A 22,231-nucleotide genomic window follows, 5' to 3' on the forward strand; every position below is an offset into this window, starting at 1 on the left:
TCACACAACTTTTACACGCTAAACTTGCTTAACCGATATAATTTTTACTGGACATGCTTTGGCGGCATTATCGCAAGCATCAAAAATTAATTCATCGTTAGATTTTAAGGTAAAAAAGCCCTTTTTATCCTGCCCATGAAGCAAAACGGTTTTGCCATCTTTTTTAGACATTTGAAACTGATTGGGGGCCAATTCGACACAATAATTACAACCAATGCACTTTTTACGCTGAAGGGTAACTACAACCATTAGGCTTCGACTTTATTTTCGACAATTTTGTATAATTTATCGGATTGACGGATTCTAAAAGGTAATTTTAGAGTTACCATATCGCCTTTTTTACCTTCGCTTAACTTTTGGTCGTTAACAAACATATTTTCTACTTGCATTTCTTGTGCGCCTGTAGAAGGGCCAGTAATTAAAATGGTATCCCCCACATTTAAGTTATAAGCCTCAATTTTAAATTCGCCAACCTGAGCTTTTGGAAAGTAATGGGTTCCTTTACCAATATATACTTTCTTTTGTGTAGCATGCGACCCAGAACCTTTACTCCACTCGCCTAGTTTCTGACCCAAGTAATACCCGCTCCAAAATCCGCGATTGTAAACCGTTTCTAAAGTTTTCATCCATTCTATAACTTCTTCTTTGCTATAGGTACCATTTTCAATACTATCAATGGCTTCACGGTAACATTTAATCACTTTAGCAACGTATTCAGGAGCACGACCACGCCCTTCAATTTTTAAAACCTTTACACCTGCATCGGCAACTTCATTTAAAAAATCGATAGTACACAAGTCTTTAGGCGACATGATGTATTCGTTATCCAACTCCATTTCAAAACCAGTTTCTTGATCGATAACCGTGTATTTCTTTCTGCAATTTTGCTTACAAGCTCCACGGTTAGCCGAGGAATTATCGGAATGCAAACTCAAATAACACTTTCCTGAAACCGCCATACAAAGTGCACCATGACCAAATATTTCAATTTCAACTAAGTTTCCCGAAGGCCCTTTAATTTGATCTTTTTCTATTTGCTCTGTAATTTTTTTAACCTGACGTAAGCTCAATTCACGACTCAACACCATGGTATCGGCAAACATGGCATAAAACTTTACAGTTTCGATGTTTGTCACGTTAATTTGTGTAGAAATGTGCACTTCCATGCCAGCTTCTCTAGCCATGGAAATAACGGCTTGATCCATAGCAATAACGGCAGTAATATTCGCTTCTTTGGCTTTGTTCACTAAGGTTTTTACGATGGATAAATCGTGATCATAAATGATGGTATTAAGCGTTAAATAGCTTCTTACGTTTTTAGCTTCACAACGTTTTACGATTTCATCTAAATCATCTAAAGTGAAATTTACCGTTGCTCTAGCCCGCATGTTTAACTGTTCAACTCCAAAATAAACAGAATCGGCACCATTATCTAAAGCAGCCTGTAGAGATTCAAAGTTCCCTGCAGGCGCCATTAATTCAATTTTTTGCATGATTTCTTAACTTAAAAAACTTTAATTCAGTTCAATTTCATAATTCAAACGGTTTGATCGCGACCTTAATTCACTTTTTGACCTAAATATGTTCGAGAAAAGTTGTTTTCCCCAGCCTATTTTTTTGGCATAACTATTAAAAGACTCTTCTTTCCAATTAAAATCGTCTTTCCAAAAGCTTGTTGGGGAAACATAGCAAAAAGTATAGTCGTAAATAAAACTTGAACTATTTACATTTTCAACTTTCGGAATTTCATCCGAAGCTAACAATGTTATATTATTTTCTAAACATGATTGTTTTATCCTTTTTATAACAATAGGATAATCATTTCTAACACTATCTAAATTAAAGTCGTTGTATTCGGTTTCTCCAATTTTTCGAATAGGCCTTATTTGAAGAATATCAAAACTTTTTCCATCGAAATAATTAAACAACTCTTTTAATTCATAAAAATTATCCTTATTAAAAGTATAGTTAATTCTTACTTTAAAGTCAAAACGCTTTTTTAATTGCTGAAATGACCTAAAAACTTCATGAAACTTTTCATAATTCCCCTTTTGCATAAAATTCTCATAACTCTCTTTTGTCACCCCATGCAATGAGATAGTAAACTCATTTAGTCCTGCTTTTAACAACGCTTCTATGCTTTCGCTGTTTAGTAGGTTTGCATTTGTTGTTAAACTAATGTAGGGCACGTGATACTTTTTACCTAATCTAACCAATTCAGGTAAATTTTTATATAAAGTAGGCTCTGTTCCACAGCCTATTTGAAGTTTTAGGGCTCTTTTAAATATAACTTTAGCGACTTGCTCTAGCTCTTCCTGTTTAAATTGACCCTTTGGTTTTTTAACATATTCCTTGTCTGTGAAATAACACATTTTACAACGTAAATTACATGCCAAAACAGGATCAAGATTGACAGCTAAATAACGCTTATTAAATACATGAAGTACCCAAAGTGCCAAAAACTTAATGCGATAACTTTTAATTTTCCTATTAAGTTTTAATAATCTATATACATCCATGAATTATTTTTTTAATGTCTCAAAAATGTTTCTTAAGTCTTTTTTAAAAGGTAAATGCTCGGCACGACCTTTTTTGAAAATGTCGTTACTGTTGGCTTGTCCTTTTCGAAGGGCTTTTTGCTCTTCAAACGGTAAGGCATGAATTTCTTTACACTGGTTAGAACAGCAGTTATTCATTTCTTCTTTACAAGCATCGCATTGTATGAAAAGTAAATGACAGGCATCGTTAGCGCAGTTGGTATGAATATCGGCAGGCGCACCACATTGATGGCAGCAGGCAATAACATCGTCGCTAATTTTTTCGGCACGACGCTCGTCGAAAACAAAATTCTTGCCTATAAACTTATTTTCAAGTCCGGATTCTTTAATTTGACGGGTATACTCTATTATACCCCCTTCTAACTGAAATACGTTTTTAAAACCTTTATGTTTAAAGTAAGCACTCGCTTTTTCGCATCGAATACCACCAGTACAGTACATTACCAGGTTTTTATCCTCTTTATGGTCTTTTAAGTCGTCTTCAATAATATCTAAAGACTCTCTAAAAGTATCGACATCGGGCGTAATAGCATTTTTAAAATGACCAATTTCACTCTCGTAATGGTTACGCATATCTACCAAAACAGTGTTTTCATCTTCAATAAGAGCATTAAACTTATCGGCAGCCACATGCACTCCTTTGTTGGTTACATCAAAAGTATCATCATTTAAACCATCGGCAACAATTTTGTTACGCACTTTAACTTTCAGCTTTAAAAAAGACATATTATCCTGCTCTACAGCGATATTCAATCGAATATCTTTTAAGAAATCGATGGTATCTAGATGTGATTTGAATTCGTTAAAACGATCGGCAGGTAAGGATAATTGGCCGTTAATGCCTTCGGTAGCGACATAAATACGTCCTAAAACATCCAATTGATCCCAAGTGATAAAAAGGTGATCTCTTAATGCTTGAGGATTCTCAATTTTGGCATATTGATAAAAAGAAAGTGTTAATCGATCCTTTCCGGCTTTTTCGATTAATTCGGCTCTTTCTTTGGCACTTAATTTATTGTACAGTTGCATGCTATACTAATTTTTTAAGATTAAAGACTATTTTTAAAAGTTGCAAAGGTACAATTTTATAAGTGCCCTGCCATTTATTAGACAAAAAAAGCACCTAAACATACGTCTAAGTGCTTAATTTTGAATTAGTCAAACTTCTATGAGTTTTAAAACGAGTAAAATAAATTACCTATTTAAAAACAAGATACAACTCCGTTAAAAAGGTTGCGTACCACCTCACTATTTATTTAATTTTCTAAAGAACAAGGTTCTATTTTTCATGAATTTATGTTGAAAACTATTATTGTGTTATGATAAAACTTATAGTATTTTAGCCCTTCAATTTTTAGTAAAAAACAGAGAGATGAGCAGCGAAAAAGAAGCGAAATTAAAAGCACTAAAACTTACATTAGATAAACTAGATAAAGCCTACGGAAAGGGAACCGTAATGAAAATGAGCGATTCTGCCATTGTAGATGTAGAAGCCATTCCTTCAGGATCCTTAGGTTTAGATATTGCTTTAGGCGTTGGCGGATATCCTCGCGGTAGAGTTATTGAAATTTACGGTCCGGAATCGTCGGGTAAAACCACTTTAACGTTGCACGCTATTGCGGAAGCTCAAAAAGCCGGTGGTATAGCAGCATTTATTGATGCCGAGCATGCTTTTGATCGTTTTTATGCTGAAAAATTAGGCGTTGATATTGACAATTTAATTATTTCTCAACCAGATAATGGTGAGCAAGCTTTAGAAATTGCCGATAACTTAATTCGTTCGGGTGCTATTGATATTGTGGTTATCGATTCGGTTGCCGCATTAACACCAAAAAGTGAAATTGAAGGTGAAATGGGTGACTCTAAAATGGGACTTCACGCTCGTTTAATGTCTCAAGCATTAAGAAAGCTTACAGCCTCTATTAGCAAAACCAAGTGTACCGTAATCTTTATTAACCAATTACGTGAAAAAATTGGTGTGATGTTTGGAAATCCTGAAACCACAACGGGTGGTAATGCCTTAAAATTCTACGCATCTGTACGTTTAGATATTAGACGTTCTACACAAATTAAAGAAACAAACGGCGATATTGCAGGTAATAAAACCCGTGTAAAAGTAGTTAAAAATAAAGTGGCACCACCATTTAAAACGGCCGAATTTGATATCATGTACGGTGAAGGTGTTTCTAAAGTTGGCGAAATTCTAGATTTAGCTGTAGAACATGAAATCGTTAAAAAGAGTGGTTCTTGGTTTAGCTACGAAGAAACCAAATTGGGTCAAGGTCGTGATGCTGTAAAAGCTTTAATTAAAGACAATCCAGAACTCATGGAAGAACTTGAAGCTAAAGTTCGACAAATCGTTTCAGGATCATAAAAATTAAAATCCCGTTAATTCGGGATTTTTTTTGCTATTTACGGAACTACTTATACGCGAATTGAGATCTGAATATCTGGACCTAAGAGGAATATTTACTGAAACTGGTTAACTAACAAAAGTTTAACCTTCAGTTCTCACAATCCCTTGAAATCTTTTGTAATATGCATAGCGATAAAAAAAGCATTCCGATTAAAGAATGCTTTTTAGTTATTATAAACCGTTTAAGACGCCTTTCTAGTGTCTCAAACGATCCTAAAATTTTATACCTACGCTTATACCAAAAGACCTAAAGAAAATATTTTTAGACCTTTCATTTCCAAATATTAAAGGTTCTGCGTCTTCAAGATTGAAATAATTTATATCATAAAACACATTAAGGTTTAAATTAAAATCATCTGTCTTTAAAAAAGGAAACCCTATTCCACCCCTTAAATTATCTCCATTTTTAAATTTATCTTTATCTACAGTAAAGTTTCTTGCATAACGCAAGTATGCATAAACATTATCATCATCAACAAAATAATACTTTAAATTTCCTCCTATACGGAACGCAAAAAAATCTGCACCAAATTGGTTTTGTATACCTGTTAAAGCCCCAACACTTAGTTTATTAAAAACCAAGTAGTTTATGGAGTATTGTGCTCCAAGAGCTGTTTTGGAGTCCAAATTAATAACTGTAGAACTATTATTAAAATTGTAATGATATTCTATTTTACTTGGCACAGAAAATTCTATTGCAGCACTTGAATACCATTTTTTTTGCGAATAACTGTTGATATAAAATAGAGATACTATTGTAATTGCAATTATCTTTTTCATATATAAATTTATTTGTTATTTATTCTTTAACGACTATTCTACTACCTTTCCAAGTGCTCCCACGTCTTGCAACAGCGTAAAAATCCAAATCAAAATAAGTATAATTTCTAAAATATTTTGTTACAGGCTTAAGATTATAACTCCACCCACTCACATCTCCCCACGCAGCCGAAATCTCAAAATTAATACCACTATTATAAAGTGTTTTTTTAATATAGTTTGAATTAGATTTTCTATATACTTCCCCAAAATAAATAACTTCTATTCGGTTATAATCATACTGATATATTACAGAAAATTCTTTTTTCGCACCACCGCTATTTGCAACATTGGGTGAATTTAAAAAATCGATTCCCATTTTATACAGTTGTTTTATAGTCCTATTATTAATAATATCTTTTGAACTTAGTGACACTCCATTTTCTAACCCTGATATTTGATTAAGACGTGGAATATAAATATTTAAAATTTCTTTTTCTCCGAATTTAAAAAAAGGTAGTGCCCCATCAGGAAGATTCAGTTTAGTATCCACGAAATATGTGCCACCAGTTGATGTTGAAACATCAACTTTAAACCTCCCATCCCACATATAAATTGGACTTTGATATGAATTAGGAGGAAATAAATTTGGATGCGAATAAGAATTTATTTCGGGTTGAGGTAAATTATACCGTAATAAAATACGATTGATTCCTAACACTAATTCATCTGATTCAGAAGCCCACCATACCCCCAGTGTTTTAGTTTGTGTTTTAGCCTGAACCCCAACAGATTGATAAAAGAAATAATCCTGACTCCAAAACTCTGTTTTGATACGACGTCTGTTATCAAAATAATTTCTACAAACAAATGTTCTTCCTAATATATTTTGCATAAAAGGCGTGCTTTCATCGCATGCAGTCATATTATTAACTAAATTATATAGTTTTTCTTCATCTGAAAGTTGTGGCGTTGTCGGAGTAGTTACTGGTTTTACATATAAATTATTTGACTCACATGCATCAAGTTCAGCAGGAGCAACATACACAAAAGCTTCATCAGAAATACGTCTAACACCCCCATTAACACTTCTTTCTTGACAATATTGATATTCCAATTCAACTGGAGCTGCTTTTAAAAGTGAAGAATTTTTATTATCCTTTTTCATCATTTTATCATAGGCTTTAAATAATGAAGCTGAATCCTTTACATGAGAAAAAAATATTCCTTTTCTTCTTGAAAATTTATAAATAGTGTCATTCACTATAATTTCATCCTTTTCATTTAATAAAGCCCCTAATAAAGGGTCTGATATAAAATCTTCTTCTTCTACACCGTTGTTTTTGCCTTTCTCTTTCTTGTAAAGTGAAGTAGTTTCTCCCATTTCTACCTTTTGAATAATTTCCTTTGAAAGTTTTACTTTCAGTAATTCATTTTTAGGATTAACAATAGGTTTATGCGACCGAAACCCCCCCCTTCGTAATGATGTTCAAAATTATTTCCAATTTCTTCAACCGTTTTCTGTTTTAATTGTTCTATACTAGATTTAAAAGATTCTCTAGATGAGAAAACAAATCTACCGTTTTGAACATTTGCTTCAATTTTTGACGATGATGGAATACTGTTCTTAGATTCTTCTAAATCAAAATCTTCCTTTTGACAAGATGCTAAGATAATTACTAAAATTACTAAAATTTGATATTTATAAACTTTCATATGGTTAGTCTTTTTCGATTTTATTTATACAAATTACTGTGCTATTTCTTCTTTAGCGATTTTACTTCAACAGGTTTTCCGTCAATTGTTCCTTTGGCATGCACTTTTTTGGGACCCCATCCCATTTCAAACCGTTGTTCCAGTTCTTCAAACTGAAATTTTTCTAATTTTTCTGGCATTTCATTTTTTTTAGGTTAAAAAATTCTCTGAACAGTTTTAATTCCACTCAAAGCTCTACAGAATAATTCATTTTATTCAATTTATCAGTCTTAGTTGGTTTAAATTGCACACAACAAATCACCGTCAAATAACCCCAAAAATTAAGAGAGAGAGAAAATCAATAATAGCACTAAAATTGTTTTCGTGGCAAATAAAAAAAAAACAACGTGACAAGATTTTTCCTTGTGTTTATGAAAGAAAAATCATAAACAAAATAAAAATGATAAAACCATTTAGGTTTTTTCAAAAAAAAACCTCTTAACTAGAAAATCTTTAACTTAAAATAAAACAAAAAATCGCCTAAAGCAAAAATGTTCTAGACGATTTAGTATTCTAAAAAGCGATATTAAGCTTATTATTTTGCTGCTGCGTAATGCCTTAAAATTCTACGCATCTGTACGTTTAGATATTAGACGTTCTACACAAATTAAAGAAACTAACGGCGATATTGCAGGTAATAAAACCCGTGTAAAAGTGGTTAAAAATAAAGTGGCACCACCATTTAAAACGGCCGAATTTGATATTATGTACGGCGAAGGTGTTTCTAAAGTTGGTGAAATTTTAGATTTAGCTGTAGAGCATGAAATCGTTAAAAAGAGTGGGTCTTGGTTTAGCTACGAAGAAACTAAATTGGGGCAAGGTCGTGATGCTGTAAAAGCATTAATTAAAGACAATCCCGAACTCATGGATGAACTCGAAGCTAAAGTGCGACAAATCATTTCAGAAAAATAAAATTTAAAATCCCGTTAATTCGGGATTTTTTTTTGCTATTAACGCAACCTTCCTGGCATAAATGTATCTACATAGAAACTATGTATAATACCCCCTAATTTATTTATGTCATGAAAAGATTAATAGCACTTTTTTTAACCATAGCCTTATTTACGTCATGTAGTGTAGATGAAGGTACCTCATACCATTCTGAATTATTACCCGTAGAAAGCGTAAATATTCCAGACGAATTTGAAATGGGAAAAACCTATCCGATAGAAGTATTCTATTACCAACCTACTTCATGTTATAGTTTTTACAATTTCTATTACAAAAAGCACAATAACGAACGTACCGTAGCACCAAGCAATTTAGTTATAGACTCAAATAATTGTGAGTCGACTGAAGACATTTTGGTAGGTAATACTTTCAATTTTGTAGTAACTGGAAATGGTTCGTATGTTTTTAAATTTTGGCAAGGAAAAGATGATGACGGTGAAGACCAATATCTAGTCATTGAGGTTCCTGTAGTAGAAACACCATAACTATTTAGTAACTTTAAGAACTTTTAAAAACCTGTTCCATTTGAGTTTAGAATTGCTCATAGAAAAATGTAAAGCTAAAAATACCATAGCCCAAGGCGAATTATACAAGTTGTATTCCAACAAGTTATTCGCCATAAGCTTGAAGTATTCGAGAAATCGTGCAGAAGCGGAAGATAATCTGCAAGATGCCTTTTTAACCATTTTTAATAAAATAGAACAGTACAAAAATAAAGGCTCGTTTGAAGGTTGGTTAAAACGTATTACTGTAAATACCGTTTTACAACGCTACCGTACCGAAAAAGTGTTTGAACTTGTAAACGAAAGCGCTATAGAAGATGTTGAGGTAGAGATTGATGAGGACGCAGTTTCCATCGATTATCTATTACAAATTATTCAAGAATTACCCGATCGATACCGTCTGGTTTTTAACCTTTACGTTTTAGATGGCTATTCACATAAAGAAATAGCAGACATGTTGAATATAAACGTGGGCACCTCAAAATCAAACCTAGCCAGAGCTAGGATGATTTTAAAGTCGACGATTGAAGATTATCATAACACAGAACATTTACATTCATTATAATGGCTGAGAAGAAACATATAGACCGGTTATTCCAAGAGCACTTTAAAGATTTTGAAGCGACTCCTAGCGAAGCCGTTTGGAAAAACATAGCGGCTAAACTGAATACCGAAGAAGAAACAAAACGTCGCATCATTCCTATTTGGTGGCGCTATGCTGGTGTGGCTGCCTTACTATTACTTTTTGTTGGCATTGGCAGCTTTTTATTACAAGACAACAACAGCGCAACCATTCAAGTGGTAGACACCAACGATGACCTGATTGAAAATGCTTCAGAAGTATTAAAAAACACTATAAATAACACCCATGAACAAGCACCTTCGGTAGTACATTCAAATTCTGAAAACGACCGTACAGAAACTTCTGAACAGACTTCAAACACCAATGAAAACACCGCAACTTCAGTAGCTTCAAAAAATTCAGAAAAACAAAACAAGTATATTGTAAAAACGACAACAAGTTTCGCAAGTAACAAATCGAAAAACACGACGCCTTCCGAAGTACAACCTATTGAAAAAACGCCTTCGGATAGCCCTAGTACTAAATCGGCTATAGCATCATCTGCTGAAAAACAAGACAAACACAGCGAGCCTATTTTAATTAACAAAGAAGCGGCTAGAAAACATATAGCTCATGTGTCTAAAAACAATCAGGCCATTGCAGAAGTTAACAACAAAGCTAATAAGAAAAACACCCTTACCATTGAGGAAGCCATGGCTGAAAGCAAGGGGGAAATAGCTCATGCCAAACCTGAAAGCAAATGGAGTGTTACGCCAAATGTGGCGCCGGTTTATTTTAACAGTTTAGGTGAAGGCTCGTCTATAGACCAACAGTTTAACAATAACCAAAAAACGGGCGATGTAAACATGAGTTATGGTATTTCTACAAGTTATGCTGTAAATAACCGCATTAAAATTCGTTCTGGAATTAATAAAGTCAATTTAGGCTATAACACTAATAACGTTGTGGTTTACGAATCTAGAGGCTCGGGCGTGAGTGCTTTACAAAATGTAAAAAGTTCAACGCCAAATCTATCGGTTGCCAGTGCCGAAAACAACCAAAGTTTCCCACAAACAATATCGACTACCAATGTTTCCATTCATCAAACATTCGATTATATAGAAATTCCTTTAGAAATTCAATATGCCCTATCTCAAAACCGTTTTGGAGTTCATGTTATTGGTGGTTTTAGCTCCTTATTTTTAAGTGACAATGGCATTTATTCTGAAGGCGAAAATGGTTCGAATACTTTTTTAGGCGAAGCCAATAATATTAATAACACGAGTTATAGTGCCAACGTGGGTCTGGGTTTAAATTACAAGTTTTCGAAGAAGTTTGACTTAAATTTAGAACCGATGTTCAAATACCAATTCAATACGTTTGATAACACTTCTGGGAATTTTACACCATTCTTTATTGGCGTTTATACAGGGTTTTCATTTAAGTTTTAGAATGGTATTAAGCTATAGCACTGTTATATATTAAAAATCATTAGTGTCCGATAAAAGATTTAAAAAGCGGGATTTCCAAGATAGGATTTCCCGCTTATTTTGTATCTTGAAGTTATCACACATCCAAGATATGAATAAAAGTAAAAACTTTAGCGGACACCCCATAATCAAACAGGTATTAAATTTCATTTTGCCCAAAGATGTTCATCGGACAGCCAAAAAGCACAACAGCGATCGCTATACCAAAAAGTTTACCACCTATGAGCATTTGGCCACTATGGTATTTACCGTGATCAGTGGCTGTAGCTCACTTCGTGAGGTTTCCAGTATTATGCTTGCCTGCGAGGGAAAGATCAACCATCTAGGACTCACGGACTTTCCAAAACGCAGTACCTTGTCAGATGCTAACAGGAGAAGAAGCTCTGAAGTATTTGCCGATATTTATCATTTACTCTACAAACGTTACCATCGCTTTTTATCGGACAGCAGACCCTTAGAACCTGCAGTGAAGAACCTTAAAATCGTTGATTCCTCGACCATCCCCCTATTTAGCGACATTCTTAAAGGTGTAGGAAGGAACCCGCTCAACGGCAAAAAGAAAGGAGGTATCAAGATGCATACTATGATAAACGCCATGGAAGACGTTCCTTGTCTGATTAAGTTTTCAAGCGCGGCCACGCACGACCACACCTTTTTAAAAGACCTGGAACTCAAGAAGGGCTCTTATGTGGTTTTTGACAAAGGGTATGTGGATTATGAGCAATACCAAAAATGGACACTGGAAGATGTTTACTTTGTGACTCGGCAAAAGGACAATGCTCGCTATACAAGCCTTGAAGAGTTTGATATCTCCAATAAAGTGGACGATGCTGTCCTAAAGGACGAAAAAATAGGGCTTACGGACAAAAACGGCAACGCTTTTTCCCTGAGGAGAATCGCTTTTTGGCACGAAAAGCACCAAAAAGTTTATGAGTTCATCACTAATAATTATGATCTTGATGCAGACAAAATAGCCGACATCTATAAAAATAGGTGGCAGATTGAGACGATGTTCAAGCGGCTTAAACAGAACTTTCCGCTAAAGTATTTTTTGGGAGACAATCAAAATGCCATCGAAATACAAATCTGGGTCAGTTTGATAATCCAGCTCATTATGCTTGTGATCCAAAGAAAAGCCCAAAGAAACTGGGCTTATTCCAATATGATGTCCGTCATACGATACCATTTGATGACATATATCGATTTGTTCAAATTCCTGAAAAACCCAGAAGCTAATTGGGAAGAGATTACAACCAAAAACATTGGGCAATTAAGCCTTTTTGACCCATAAGGAGGTTCTGTTTTCAAAATAAAGAGTGCGATCAATAAAAAAGGCCAACACCAAAGCTTTTTTAGCTAATTCTGTTTTTTATCGGACAACAATAATTAAAAAACATCTTTAGAATTGATTTCAAATTGTATTTTTACGTGAGCAATCACAAGAAATAAACTTTATAACACCCGTTGTGCATTATGATTTAAAAGAAAAAAGTTGTTCATCTTACTGAAAATCAGTAAATTGATTTAACCACAAATCATTAATAATGAACAACTTGAGTGCAAATTACGAAAGAATATTGGATCAAGCACAAAAGTTGGGGAGTAAAAATAATTTTATCTTTGGAAAAAATTAAATTCCGTGGAAATTTCTAAAGATTTATTATCCTTATTACTACCTGATTTTCTGGTAGCTCATTTTAGTTTTAAAAGTAGTTCTTCAACAGAAGATAAACTTCGGTTGTATTTCGAAGAGAAGAACATTGTCCCAAATAGTTTTAAAACACGTAAAGTAGAATCTAAAGGTTTTCATAAAGAAATAATTATCGAGGATTTTCCACTTAGAGGGAAACTAGTTTATCTGCATTTAAAGCGCCGCAGATGGCGTGATGTAGACACAAAAGAAACCCTGCAAAGAGACTGGAATAATGTAGCAAAAGGCACTCGTATGACCACCGAGTTTGCCGCTTTTTTAAAAGAAATTAATCGATAATAACAATACTAGCACGCAAACTATAGCTAATTTGTATGGTTTAGATGGTAAAAAGCTACAGCGCCAATATCGAGATTATTTAAGTGAATTTAAAGATTGGGAATACCTTGAGCAATCCACCAAATGGTTAGTCTACCCTCAAAATATTGGCAAACGATTATCTATAGATGAAATAGCACTTTCACAAGGAGAGTTATACACCGTAGTAACCAATAAAAAAGCCAAAGGTAGAGCAGGTTCTATTGTAGCTATTATTTCAGGAACTAAGTCTGAAGAGGTTATTAAATATCTTAAAAAGATACCTGAAGGCAAGCGGAGGTTGGTAGAAGAAATAACCTTAGATATGGCCGGTAGCATGAAACTAATTGCAAAGAAGAGCTTCCCAAGAGCCGTGCAAGTCATTGATCGCTTTCATGTACAACAACTAGCTTCTGATGCTGTACAAGACATTAGAGTAAAATACCGCTGGCAAGCTCTAGAACTAGAAAATGAGGCTATCAAGACAGCTAAAAATAATAACTACCAGTATCGAGCAGAAGTATTTAGTAACGGGGATACGCGCAAACAACTGCTAGCACGAAGTAGGTATCTTCTATTCAAAAGTCCTGACAAATGGACTAGTTCCCAAAAGGAAAGGGCAGGAATTTTATTCATGCAATACCCTATGATAAAGGAAGCTTATGACTTGTCAAACCAGCTAAGAGTAATTTATAATACTTGTACAGACAAAAATATAGCAATGACTAAATTGGCACTTTGGTACAATCAAATTGAAAATAGTGGCTTTAAAAGCTTTAGAGTTGTTATGAACACAATCTCCCTAAATTACAGGGGAATATTAAACTATTTTGACAACAGAATTACCAATGCGGCCGCTGAATCTTTTAATGCAAAGATCAAAGCCTTTAGACAACAACTTAGAGGTGTGAGAAATAAGGAATTCTTCCTCTTTAGATTAGCACAAATTTATGCCTAGTCCCCAACTTTTAGGACTGATCCAGAATATTGGAAGTATTAAGAAAAATATCGAAAGAACAACTTTTAAGTTATCAAAGACGACAACCAAAGCTTAGTGATTTAGAACTTATCAGCTTGAGTCTTACTGCCGAATTTATGGGAATAGATAGTGAAAATGACCTTTTTAGAAAACTTCCAGATTCCCTATTATCAAAAATAGAGAGAAGTGTCTACAATAGAAGAAGACGAAAACTAGTTAATAAGCTCAACAGTATCAGGTTAAGCTTAGCTTCCCATTTTAATGAATTTGAAGATTATTTTGTAGTAGATAGTATGCCTTTAGAAGTTTGTAAATTATCACGCAGTTCTCGTTCAAAGATTTGTAAAGAAAACACTTATGCATTTCCAGATAAAGGTTATTGTGCAGCTCAAAGTTCTAATTATTACGGTTATAAACTGCACGCTGTTTGTTCTGTAAATGGTGTCTTTCAAAGTATCGATTTGAGTCCAGCATCTGTACACGATATTAATTATCTTAAAGATATTAAGATGCAAATAAGCGATTGTACATTAATTGGTGATAAAGGCTATTTATCAGCAGAAATACAGCTTAACTTGTTTGAAACCTGTAATATAACGCTAAATACACCTATGAGAAGCAATCAAAAAAATTACAAAGTACAGCCTTATGTATTTAGAAAAAAGAGGAAAAGGATAGAAACATTATTTTCACAACTTTGTGACCAATTTATGATAAGACGCAATTATGCTAAAACTTTTGAAGGTTTTAAAACAAGAATCGTAGCTAAGATAACTGCTTTAACAACTATTCAGTATATCAATAAGTTTATTTTTGGGAGAAACATTAATAATATTAAAATTAGCATTATTTAAAATGCACAACGGGTTTACATGTTATTTTTGTAGGAAAAAGCCTTCTAAAAAATACCGTTCATCGATTTTTTTAAAGGATAATCCTACTTGTATCAGTTTTTGTCTATATTGGTGTAGTACAAATTGTTAGAGTACTTAGTTAATGAATGTTAAAGATGACACCTAAATTTCATGTGAAATTAATGTTCCTTTATAAAATCATTCACTCCCTCATGCGCTAAGTAAAAACCAATTAGGCTGGAATACGTTTTGTAATTCGTTTTCATCTCTCTCAATTTTAATAAAAGATATACAGCACTTGTGCTATGTGGCATTTTATTTTAATTGAATCAGAAAACATAAAAAATATAAGACAGCTTTTAATAAGTTAATTGGTACAAAGTGAAACATTTTATCAACTAAATTATACTAACCAAGTAAGTTTAATCGTGAGCAGCATGATAAACTTGCAGAAATACCCAAATTATGATGAGAACTTTACTAAAAACACTATTAATCTTTTGTGTGATTGTATCATGTAAAACAAACGGATCGGAAACAAAAGTTTCAAAAAACTGTGATTTGTTTCAAATAGGTAATTATAAATTTTATAATCCGAGGGTTTATGAGCATCCTATAATTTTTCAAAAAGGTAACCATAATTTACTAAATAAAGATTTTACTCCAGTTTGGTATAATGGTTATTGTGCCGAGAATTTGCCTTCTCATTTTGCGACTAAAGATGAATATCTTAAGTACATCCCTACGGCTCGTATTAATAAGGAAGGACGTGCACCATTCGAATCTTTTTATGAAGTTAATAAGAATAGTACTAAGGGTAAGCCTGGTTTATATCACGACGATTACCATTTGTTGTTTAGAGGTACTGTAAGTGTTAAGCATTTGAAATCTGAGAAAGAATATCTTCTAGTTGCTGGAAAAAACTACATCCTTAAAGAGGAAGATTACGATAAAAATACCGAGTTCTATGAGCCTAGCGTAAAAACCATGTTTGCCTATTTATTAGAAGATGGTGTTTACAAATCTGTAGATATCGATTATGTATTAGGAACATTTACTAAAGCCCAACACGATAAAGTTTTTGAAGTTTTAAATGTAAAAAACTTAGTGAATTCGGTTTGTGTTGAAAGTGTAAATACTCAAGGTAAACCAAATTTTGATAGTGCTTCTTTACCTAAATGGGTATATAATAAATCGTCTGTGAGCGATTATTAATAAGCCATACGCTATCAGTTTATATCTGATAATCTAGAATATTATTCAAGAGGCTGTCTGAAAAGTCTATATCATTTGATTGGTCAGGTTGAGTTTGTCGAAACCGATAATAATTGTTAATCGGTTAAAATATTTCGACACGTTCAATATGATATCAAGTAAACTTTTCGAACAGCCTCTTTTTTTGTTTGTCTTTGTCCTTTGCTAAATTTTTAGTGCTATTAAAATTAACTATTGTACTTTTGTAGTAATTAAATAAATGGATGAAAAAAGGCGTATTACTTGTAAATTTAGGTTCTCCAGATAGTCCAGAGCCTCAAGATGTAAAAAAATATTTAGGTGAGTTTTTAATGGACGAGCGGGTTATAGATATCCCTTATTTGGCTAGAACAGCTCTAGTAAAAGGAATTATTTTAAAAACACGTCCTAAAGCATCGGCAGCAGCCTATAAAAAAATATGGTGGGATGAAGGATCGCCCTTAATCGTAATTTCTGAAAGGCTTCAAAAAGGCATTCAGAAACAGGTAGATGTCCCTGTAGCATTAGCCATGCGTTATGGGAGTATGACTATTAAAAAAGGATTGCAAAAGTTAGTAGATCAAGGTGTTGAGGAAGTTTTGCTTTTTCCATTATACCCCCAGTTTGCCATGGCCACCACCGAAACCATTACGGTTTTAGCTGAAGAACTTCGTCAGGCATCTTTTCCTCATTTAAAAATAGAATCTGTTCCAGCATTTTACAACAAACCTGATTATATTGAAGTCTTATCCAATTCTGTAAAAAAACACTTGGAAGGAAAGCAAATCGATCATTTATTGTTTTCGTATCACGGTGTTCCAGAGCGTCATATTCGAAAAAGTGATGTCACCAAATCACATTGTAAAATGGATGGGAGTTGTTGTGCTACCCCAAGTAAAGCGCATGAGTTTTGCTACCGACACCAATGCCTTGAGGTTACTCGTTTAGTTGCCGAAAAACTTAATTTGCAAGCAGGTACATTTTCAACCTCCTTTCAATCGCGTTTAGGTTTCGATCCTTGGTTGTTACCGTATACCGATAGAACTATTGAGCGTTTAGGGAAAAATGGTATTAAAAATATGGCCATAGTTACGCCTGCGTTTGTTAGTGATTGTTTAGAAACGCTTGAAGAAATTGCCATGGAGGGTCAAGAAATTTTTCATGAAATGGGAGGAAAAGAATTTACAACCATCCCTTGTTTGAACGACGATAAACCTTTTGTAGATTTATTGTCTCATTGGATCAACACATGGGTGACTTCATAAGCATAAGTTAAATTATGGCGAAAATATCATCTCAAGATTTAGGGTCTCAGCCTATTGGAAAGCTTTTAATAAGACAAGCGGTTCCAGCGGCCATAGGAATTTTGGTGATGTCTTTAAATATATTAGTGGATACCATTTTTGTGGGTCATTGGATTGGTGTAACGGCCATTGCAGCGATAAATGTCGTGCTTCCAGTGTCTTTCTTTATTGGTGCTTTGGGAATGGCGATTGGTATAGGGGGAGCGTCTATAATCTCTCGAGCACTAGGCGCTTCAAACCATAAAAAAGCCCTTAAAACTTTTGGTAATCAAATTACTTTAACCTTATTATTGTGTTGTTCCTTTGTTTTTATAGGCTTACTTTATCAAGATGAGATTATACCGGCCTTTGGAGGTAAAGGTGCTATTTTTGAGCCAGCAAAAATTTATTATCGTATTGTACTTTACGGTGTTCCTATTCTGGCTTTAAGCATGATGGGAAATAATGTTATTAGGGCTGAAGGAAAACCAAAGTTTGGTATGTATGCCATGATGATTCCATCGGTGAGTAACTTGCTTTTAGATTATATATTTATATATTTATTAGACCTTGGAATGGAGGGTGCTGCTTGGGCTACTACCCTTTCTTACGGCTTTTGTTTCGCATTTATTCTTTGGTTCTTTTTATCTAAACATTCCGAATTAAAATTAAAGTTTTCGCATTTTGGTTTGCACTATAATACCGTAAAGGAAATTGGAACTTTAGGATTTGTAACCTTAGCCAGGCAAGCCGTTGTAAGTGTTACTTATTTGTTTATGAATAATATTTTATATGAATTGGGAGGTGTAAATTCGGTAACCTCCTATGCCATTGTTGGGCGCATGCTCATGTTTGCTATGTTCCCAGTTTTAGGGGTTACTCAAGGGTTTTTACCTATTGCAGGCTTTAACTATGGGGCACAACAATACGATCGCGTAAAAAAAACCATTTATATCGCTATAAAATATGCATCGCTTTTAGCGACTTTGGTGTTTATAGTATTAACGACTTTTCCAGATGGTATCACTAAAATGTTTACTAGTGATGCCGAGGTTATTAAAGAAACACCCACAGCTATACGTTGGGTATTTGCTGCAACACCTATAATTGCACTGCAGCTTATTGGCGCAGCTTATTTTCAAGCTATAGGAAAGGCTCGGCCTGCGTTGTTATTAACCTTAACGCGGCAGGGATTTTTCTTTATTCCGCTTATTTTTATTTTGCCAAAATTTTATGGTGAATTAGGGGTTTGGATTTCTTTTCCCATAGCCGATGTATTAGCAACAATTGTTACTGCTTATTTTTTAAATAGGGAAATTGTAAAAACTTTAAATCCGATCACATCATAAATCTACTTATCATATTTTATCATGGAATATTACAATTATATAAAATCCTTTCACCTTATTTTCGTTATCACTTGGTTTGCGGGTCTGTTTTATATCCCACGATTATTTGTGTATCAAATAGAGGCTTTTCATAAACCGTCTCCAGATAAAGAAATTCTGGGCAAACAGCTAAAACTTATGGCTAAACGCCTTTGGTACATTATTACTTGGCCTTCGGCGATATTAGCTACTGTTTTTGCAATTTGGTTACTTGTTTTACAACCGTATTGGCTAGAGCAACCATGGATGCAGGTTAAGTTAGCCTTTGTACTATTGCTTTTTGTGTATCATTTTAAAACGCATCAGTACTATAAGCAGCTGCAATTGGACCTGGTAAAAAAAACATCAAACTTTATGCGCATGTGGAATGAAGGTGCTACTTTTATTCTATTTGCCGTAGTATTTTTAGTGGTATTAAAAAATGCTATTAATTGGATTTGGGGACTTATTGGAATCATTGTGCTAGGTATTCTTGTTATGATTGGCTTTAAGGTTTATAAACGTATTCGTGAAAAGAATCCTAATGCTTAAAACCTTAAGATAATAACCTTCGAGACTTTTAGTAGACTAAAAAACGCTTTGGTTTAATTATTGCTATATTTAAATCATTCAATATAAATTGACGTGCCGTTTAAATTTAAAAGACCATCCCTTCGTACCCGAATTTTTCTAGCCATGATTCTGCTTGTGCTGCTGGGCTCTGTGCTTATTTCAGTGGTAGCTATCAAACAATATAAACAACAGAGTGAAGATTACCACAACGACCGTTTATACGCTAAAGAGCATAGTATTAGTACGCATTTAAAGCGTGTGCTTAACGGAAGAAACAATACCTGGGAGGTTAAAACAGAGAATATTCCTATTATTTTTAAGGAAGAAATTTATAATATAGCCGATATTCATAAACTTCAAATTAATTTATACGATTTAGATGGTTCTTTGCTTATTTCTTCTAAAGCCGGTTTTAGAAATAATGTCGCAGATAAATGCATCAAAACCGAGGTTTTAAATGCCATCTCCAATACCGCCGTACATCGGTATGTAGATAAACATAAGGAAAATGGCGAAACCTTTTTGTCTTCTTACACCTACCTAACCGATCAAAAATCCAAGGCTTTAGCGATTCTAAATTTACCCTATTTAGAAAACGATGATTTTTTAACCAAAGAACTCGAAGCTTTCCTAACCAGAATGGCTTATGCTTTTTCTTTTGTGCTTTTTATGGCTATTGGATTGGCGTTTTTACTATCTAAATTCATAACAAAATCTTTAAAAACTATTAGCGATAAAATTAACGCCACACGTTTAGAAAGGTTGAATGAGAAAATTGTTATAGATGATACCAGCGAAGAAATTACAACGCTTGTAAACTCCTATAATAGTATGATTGATGAACTTGAAGAAAGTGCCATTCAATTGGCTAAAAGTGAACGTGAACAAGCTTGGCGTGAAATGGCTAAACAGGTCGCTCATGAAATTAAAAATCCGTTAACACCCATGCGTTTGACGGTACAAGATTTTCAAAGAAAGTTTAATCCTGAAGATGATAATATCTATTTAAAAGTCGATGAATATACCAAAACTCTAATTCAACAAATTGACACGATGAGTTCTATTGCCGCGGCATTTTCAAATTTTGCAAAGATGCCAGCCCAACAGAATGAAAACTTAAATGTGGTTGAAATTGTAAAATTGGCTTTGGATATTTTTAATGAAAACTATATTGTTTTCGCTTCAGATCGTGATCACATTATTGCGAAATTAGATCGTACCCAATTAATACGTGTGGTCACGAATTTAGTTAAAAATGCCATCCAGGCCATGTCTGAAAATAATGAGCCAAAAATCCTTGTAAATGTTTCAGAGGTGAATAATAACGTGGAGATTTCGATCTCAGATAATGGTGTGGGGATTTCAGAAGCAAGTAAAGACATGGTCTTCGAACCAAAATTCACAACTAAAACAAGTGGTATGGGATTGGGGTTAGCCATGGTTAAAAATATAGTGGAAACTTATAATGGGACCATCTCATTTGTTTCAGAAAAAGGTAAAGGCACCATTTTTAAAGTGACTTTTCCAAAAGCTAATTAGCGTGTTTATGTTAAGGAATTTAGAGGCACGAAACCTTTAAACCTAAAAAAGTCGTAAATTTAAGTCTTAAATAAATTAGCAATTGTGCTAATTTTACATCTCTTATTAAAAACAACGTTATGAGTTACAAAACCATCATATTAAATAAATCGGTTGCGATTAGTACAATAGTTATTAATCGTCCGAATAAATTAAATGCCCTAAACAAAGAAACCATTTCCGAATTGCACGAAGCGATAAAAACGGCCGATGCTGATAAACAAACTAAAGTAATTATTATAACAGGAAGTGGTGAAAAGGCCTTTGTTGCGGGTGCCGATATAAGTGAGTTTGCAAATTTTACGGCGTTAGAAGGTAAAGAACTGGCTGCGAAAGGTCATGCCGAATTGTTTGATTTTATTGAAAATTTATCTACCCCGGTAATCGCTGCTGTAAATGGTTTTGCTTTGGGAGGTGGATTGGAACTCGCTATGGCTTGTCATTTTCGAGTGGCTAGTAATAATGCGAAACTGGGACTTCCTGAAACCTCTCTAGGACTTATTCCTGGCTATGGAGGTACACAGCGCTTACCCCAATTAATTGGCAAAGGTCGTGCCCTAGAAATGATCATGACCGCGGGAATGATTGATGCTGCTCAGGCCTTAAATTATGGTCTTGTAAATCATGTTGTACCTCAAGAAGATTTATTGACTTTTATAGAAAAGATAGCTCATAAAATAACAGGAAATTCTAGTGTGGCTATAAGTACGGCTATCGAGGCTGTCAATGCTAATTTTAAATCTGGCGTTAATGGTTTTCAGGTAGAAATACAAGGTTTTGGTGATTGCTTTGGAACCGCCGATTTTAAAGAAGGTACTAAGGCTTTTCTAGAAAAGCGCAAAACTAATTTTCCTGGTAAATAAATGTTTAAACCAATGCCTAGGTGTTAAACAAAAAAAGAGACTGTTTGAAAAGTATACTTTTTGTTAGATTAGCTTGTTGAAATATTTTTAACTAACTGATAAACAGTGTTGGTTTCGGCAAATTCAGCCTGACAAATCAATTATTATTGACTTTTCAAACAGCCTCTTAGTAAGTAATAAGTGGTTCTTACATGTTTTAAATGTGTTTAATAAATTCTCGACCTTCGGTTTGGAATACAATTTTATGACTGCCTTTTTCTAAACCCTCTAATCGATAAATACGTTGAATATTTTTTGTGTTTTCTATGGTTTCCGAAAATAAAAGGCCTTCGTAGCCACTACCTACCGCATAAATATGGATTTTAAGGGGTTCTGGCTAACACGGTTCGATTTGTGCCAGTGATTTCGGAGTTACTGTGCCGTTGATTTCGGTTTAAATTGTGCCACACGGAAATTGATTTAGCTAAAAACGGTTTGATTTGTGCCAATGTTTCCGTTT

At 34.1% G+C, this 22,231-nt stretch carries 22 protein-coding genes and 1 pseudogene; 15 read left to right on the forward strand and 8 right to left on the reverse strand.

Annotation, left to right across the window (positions count from 1 at the left end):
* Positions 1-18: 18 nt before the first annotated feature.
* From C1A40_RS07150 to trhO, 4 genes are read right to left on the reverse strand one after another with little or no spacing between them, the layout of a single operon-like run.
* Positions 19-249, reverse strand: a complete 231-nt coding sequence (locus C1A40_RS07150; protein WP_102995308.1) for a ferredoxin — start codon at positions 247-249, stop codon at positions 19-21.
* Complete coding sequence (locus C1A40_RS07155) at positions 249-1,493, reverse strand: peptidase U32 family protein (protein WP_102995309.1); 1,245 nt, start codon at positions 1,491-1,493, stop codon at positions 249-251. Before C1A40_RS07155 ends, C1A40_RS07150 begins: the two co-directional genes overlap by 1 nt.
* 21 nt (positions 1,494-1,514) lie before the next feature.
* Positions 1,515-2,519 carry a radical SAM protein gene (locus C1A40_RS07160; RefSeq protein ID WP_102995310.1) on the reverse strand — a complete coding sequence of 335 codons (1,005 nt, stop codon included), beginning with the start codon at positions 2,517-2,519 and terminating at the stop codon, positions 1,515-1,517.
* 3 nt (positions 2,520-2,522) lie between these two features.
* Positions 2,523-3,587 (reverse strand): oxygen-dependent tRNA uridine(34) hydroxylase TrhO, encoded by a 1,065-nt coding sequence (gene trhO / locus C1A40_RS07165; protein ID WP_102995311.1) that lies wholly within the window; start codon positions 3,585-3,587, stop codon positions 2,523-2,525.
* A 343-nt stretch (positions 3,588-3,930) separates the two neighbouring features.
* Between trhO and recA the strand changes: the two genes are divergently transcribed.
* Positions 3,931-4,932, forward strand: coding sequence for a recombinase RecA (gene recA, locus C1A40_RS07170; protein WP_102997158.1), 1,002 nt, complete (start codon positions 3,931-3,933; stop codon positions 4,930-4,932).
* Positions 4,933-5,187: 255 nt separating this feature from the next.
* On the opposite strand, the gene C1A40_RS07175 is transcribed toward recA, so the two are convergent.
* The 4 genes from C1A40_RS07175 to C1A40_RS18140 are packed head-to-tail and all read right to left on the reverse strand — an operon-like array spanning position 5,188 to position 7,628.
* Positions 5,188-5,754 carry a hypothetical protein gene (locus C1A40_RS07175; protein ID WP_102995312.1) on the reverse strand — a complete coding sequence of 189 codons (567 nt, stop codon included), beginning with the start codon at positions 5,752-5,754 and terminating at the stop codon, positions 5,188-5,190.
* Between the two features lie 19 nt (positions 5,755-5,773).
* Complete coding sequence (locus tag C1A40_RS07180) at positions 5,774-7,117, reverse strand: hypothetical protein (RefSeq protein WP_102995313.1); 1,344 nt, start codon at positions 7,115-7,117, stop codon at positions 5,774-5,776.
* Positions 7,118-7,155: 38 nt separating this feature from the next.
* A complete protein-coding gene (locus tag C1A40_RS07185; protein ID WP_102995314.1) occupies positions 7,156-7,449 on the reverse strand; it encodes a hypothetical protein in 294 nt (97 codons plus the stop codon).
* Positions 7,450-7,490: 41 nt separating this feature from the next.
* The gene (locus C1A40_RS18140; protein WP_158651314.1) at positions 7,491-7,628 is read right to left on the reverse strand and encodes a hypothetical protein; all 138 of its coding nucleotides are present in this window, start codon (positions 7,626-7,628) and stop codon (positions 7,491-7,493) included.
* Positions 7,629-8,040: 412 nt separating this feature from the next.
* Here C1A40_RS18140 and C1A40_RS07190 point away from each other — a divergent pair.
* From C1A40_RS07190 to C1A40_RS07255, 14 genes and pseudogenes are all read left to right on the forward strand, one after another.
* Positions 8,041-8,400: pseudogene (locus tag C1A40_RS07190) on the forward strand (recombinase RecA); the annotation flags it as partial.
* Between the two features lie 110 nt (positions 8,401-8,510).
* Positions 8,511-8,924, forward strand: coding sequence for a hypothetical protein (locus C1A40_RS07195; RefSeq protein ID WP_102995315.1), 414 nt, complete (start codon positions 8,511-8,513; stop codon positions 8,922-8,924).
* Between the two features lie 40 nt (positions 8,925-8,964).
* Positions 8,965-9,507: an RNA polymerase sigma factor gene (locus C1A40_RS07200; RefSeq protein WP_102995316.1), complete on the forward strand. Its 543-nt coding sequence runs from the start codon at positions 8,965-8,967 to the stop codon at positions 9,505-9,507.
* Positions 9,507-10,955 carry an outer membrane beta-barrel protein gene (locus tag C1A40_RS07205; RefSeq protein WP_102995317.1) on the forward strand — a complete coding sequence of 483 codons (1,449 nt, stop codon included), beginning with the start codon at positions 9,507-9,509 and terminating at the stop codon, positions 10,953-10,955. Before C1A40_RS07200 ends, C1A40_RS07205 begins: the two co-directional genes overlap by 1 nt.
* 130 nt (positions 10,956-11,085) lie before the next feature.
* On the forward strand, positions 11,086-12,285 hold the full coding sequence (locus C1A40_RS07210; protein WP_102994434.1) for an IS4 family transposase: 1,200 nt from the start codon (positions 11,086-11,088) through the stop codon (positions 12,283-12,285).
* 348 nt (positions 12,286-12,633) lie between these two features.
* Positions 12,634-12,984, forward strand: a complete 351-nt coding sequence (locus tag C1A40_RS07215; RefSeq protein ID WP_102995318.1) for an ISAon1 family transposase N-terminal region protein — start codon at positions 12,634-12,636, stop codon at positions 12,982-12,984.
* A gap of 31 nt (positions 12,985-13,015) precedes the next feature.
* Positions 13,016-13,960: an ISAon1 family transposase gene (locus C1A40_RS07220; protein WP_479685329.1), complete on the forward strand. Its 945-nt coding sequence runs from the start codon at positions 13,016-13,018 to the stop codon at positions 13,958-13,960.
* A 26-nt stretch (positions 13,961-13,986) separates the two neighbouring features.
* Complete coding sequence (locus C1A40_RS07225; RefSeq protein ID WP_102995320.1) at positions 13,987-14,835, forward strand: IS982 family transposase; 849 nt, start codon at positions 13,987-13,989, stop codon at positions 14,833-14,835.
* A 465-nt stretch (positions 14,836-15,300) separates the two neighbouring features.
* Complete coding sequence (locus tag C1A40_RS07230) at positions 15,301-16,050, forward strand: hypothetical protein (protein WP_158651315.1); 750 nt, start codon at positions 15,301-15,303, stop codon at positions 16,048-16,050.
* Between the two features lie 263 nt (positions 16,051-16,313).
* Entirely contained in the window at positions 16,314-17,333 is a 1,020-nt protein-coding gene (gene hemH / locus C1A40_RS07235) for a ferrochelatase (protein WP_102995322.1), read from the forward strand.
* 14 nt (positions 17,334-17,347) lie between these two features.
* Positions 17,348-18,700 carry an MATE family efflux transporter gene (locus C1A40_RS07240; RefSeq protein WP_102995323.1) on the forward strand — a complete coding sequence of 451 codons (1,353 nt, stop codon included), beginning with the start codon at positions 17,348-17,350 and terminating at the stop codon, positions 18,698-18,700.
* A gap of 21 nt (positions 18,701-18,721) precedes the next feature.
* A complete protein-coding gene (locus C1A40_RS07245) occupies positions 18,722-19,270 on the forward strand; it encodes a CopD family protein (protein ID WP_102995324.1) in 549 nt (182 codons plus the stop codon).
* A gap of 144 nt (positions 19,271-19,414) precedes the next feature.
* Entirely contained in the window at positions 19,415-20,830 is a 1,416-nt protein-coding gene (locus tag C1A40_RS07250; protein WP_102995325.1) for a sensor histidine kinase, read from the forward strand.
* A gap of 119 nt (positions 20,831-20,949) precedes the next feature.
* Complete coding sequence (locus C1A40_RS07255) at positions 20,950-21,732, forward strand: enoyl-CoA hydratase/isomerase family protein (protein WP_102995326.1); 783 nt, start codon at positions 20,950-20,952, stop codon at positions 21,730-21,732.
* The last annotated feature ends 499 nt before the right edge of the window (positions 21,733-22,231 follow it).

The sequence above is a fragment of the Tamlana carrageenivorans genome (assembly GCF_002893765.1).
Taxonomy (GTDB): Bacteria; Bacteroidota; Bacteroidia; order Flavobacteriales; family Flavobacteriaceae; genus Pseudotamlana; species Pseudotamlana carrageenivorans.

Bases quoted from the DNA above. Each gene is read 5' to 3' on its own strand.
- C1A40_RS07150 (WP_102995308.1), bottom strand. From the start codon at position 249: ATGGTTGTAGTTACCCTTCAGCGTAAAAAGTGCATTGGTTGTAATTAT.
- C1A40_RS07155 (WP_102995309.1), bottom strand. From the start codon at position 1,493: ATGCAAAAAATTGAATTAATGGCGCCTGCAGGGAACTTTGAATCTCTA.
- C1A40_RS07160 (WP_102995310.1), bottom strand. From the start codon at position 2,519: ATGGATGTATATAGATTATTAAAACTTAATAGGAAAATTAAAAGTTAT.
- trhO (WP_102995311.1), bottom strand. From the start codon at position 3,587: ATGCAACTGTACAATAAATTAAGTGCCAAAGAAAGAGCCGAATTAATC.
- recA (WP_102997158.1), top strand. From the start codon at position 3,931: ATGAGCAGCGAAAAAGAAGCGAAATTAAAAGCACTAAAACTTACATTA.
- C1A40_RS07175 (WP_102995312.1), bottom strand. From the start codon at position 5,754: ATGAAAAAGATAATTGCAATTACAATAGTATCTCTATTTTATATCAAC.
- C1A40_RS07180 (WP_102995313.1), bottom strand. From the start codon at position 7,117: ATGGGAGAAACTACTTCACTTTACAAGAAAGAGAAAGGCAAAAACAAC.
- C1A40_RS07185 (WP_102995314.1), bottom strand. From the start codon at position 7,449: ATGAAAGTTTATAAATATCAAATTTTAGTAATTTTAGTAATTATCTTA.
- C1A40_RS18140 (WP_158651314.1), bottom strand. From the start codon at position 7,628: ATGCCAGAAAAATTAGAAAAATTTCAGTTTGAAGAACTGGAACAACGG.
- C1A40_RS07195 (WP_102995315.1), top strand. From the start codon at position 8,511: ATGAAAAGATTAATAGCACTTTTTTTAACCATAGCCTTATTTACGTCA.
- C1A40_RS07205 (WP_102995317.1), top strand. From the start codon at position 9,507: ATGGCTGAGAAGAAACATATAGACCGGTTATTCCAAGAGCACTTTAAA.
- C1A40_RS07210 (WP_102994434.1), top strand. From the start codon at position 11,086: ATGAATAAAAGTAAAAACTTTAGCGGACACCCCATAATCAAACAGGTA.
- C1A40_RS07230 (WP_158651315.1), top strand. From the start codon at position 15,301: ATGATGAGAACTTTACTAAAAACACTATTAATCTTTTGTGTGATTGTA.
- hemH (WP_102995322.1), top strand. From the start codon at position 16,314: ATGAAAAAAGGCGTATTACTTGTAAATTTAGGTTCTCCAGATAGTCCA.
- C1A40_RS07240 (WP_102995323.1), top strand. From the start codon at position 17,348: ATGGCGAAAATATCATCTCAAGATTTAGGGTCTCAGCCTATTGGAAAG.
- C1A40_RS07245 (WP_102995324.1), top strand. From the start codon at position 18,722: ATGGAATATTACAATTATATAAAATCCTTTCACCTTATTTTCGTTATC.
- C1A40_RS07250 (WP_102995325.1), top strand. From the start codon at position 19,415: ATGATTCTGCTTGTGCTGCTGGGCTCTGTGCTTATTTCAGTGGTAGCT.
- C1A40_RS07255 (WP_102995326.1), top strand. From the start codon at position 20,950: ATGAGTTACAAAACCATCATATTAAATAAATCGGTTGCGATTAGTACA.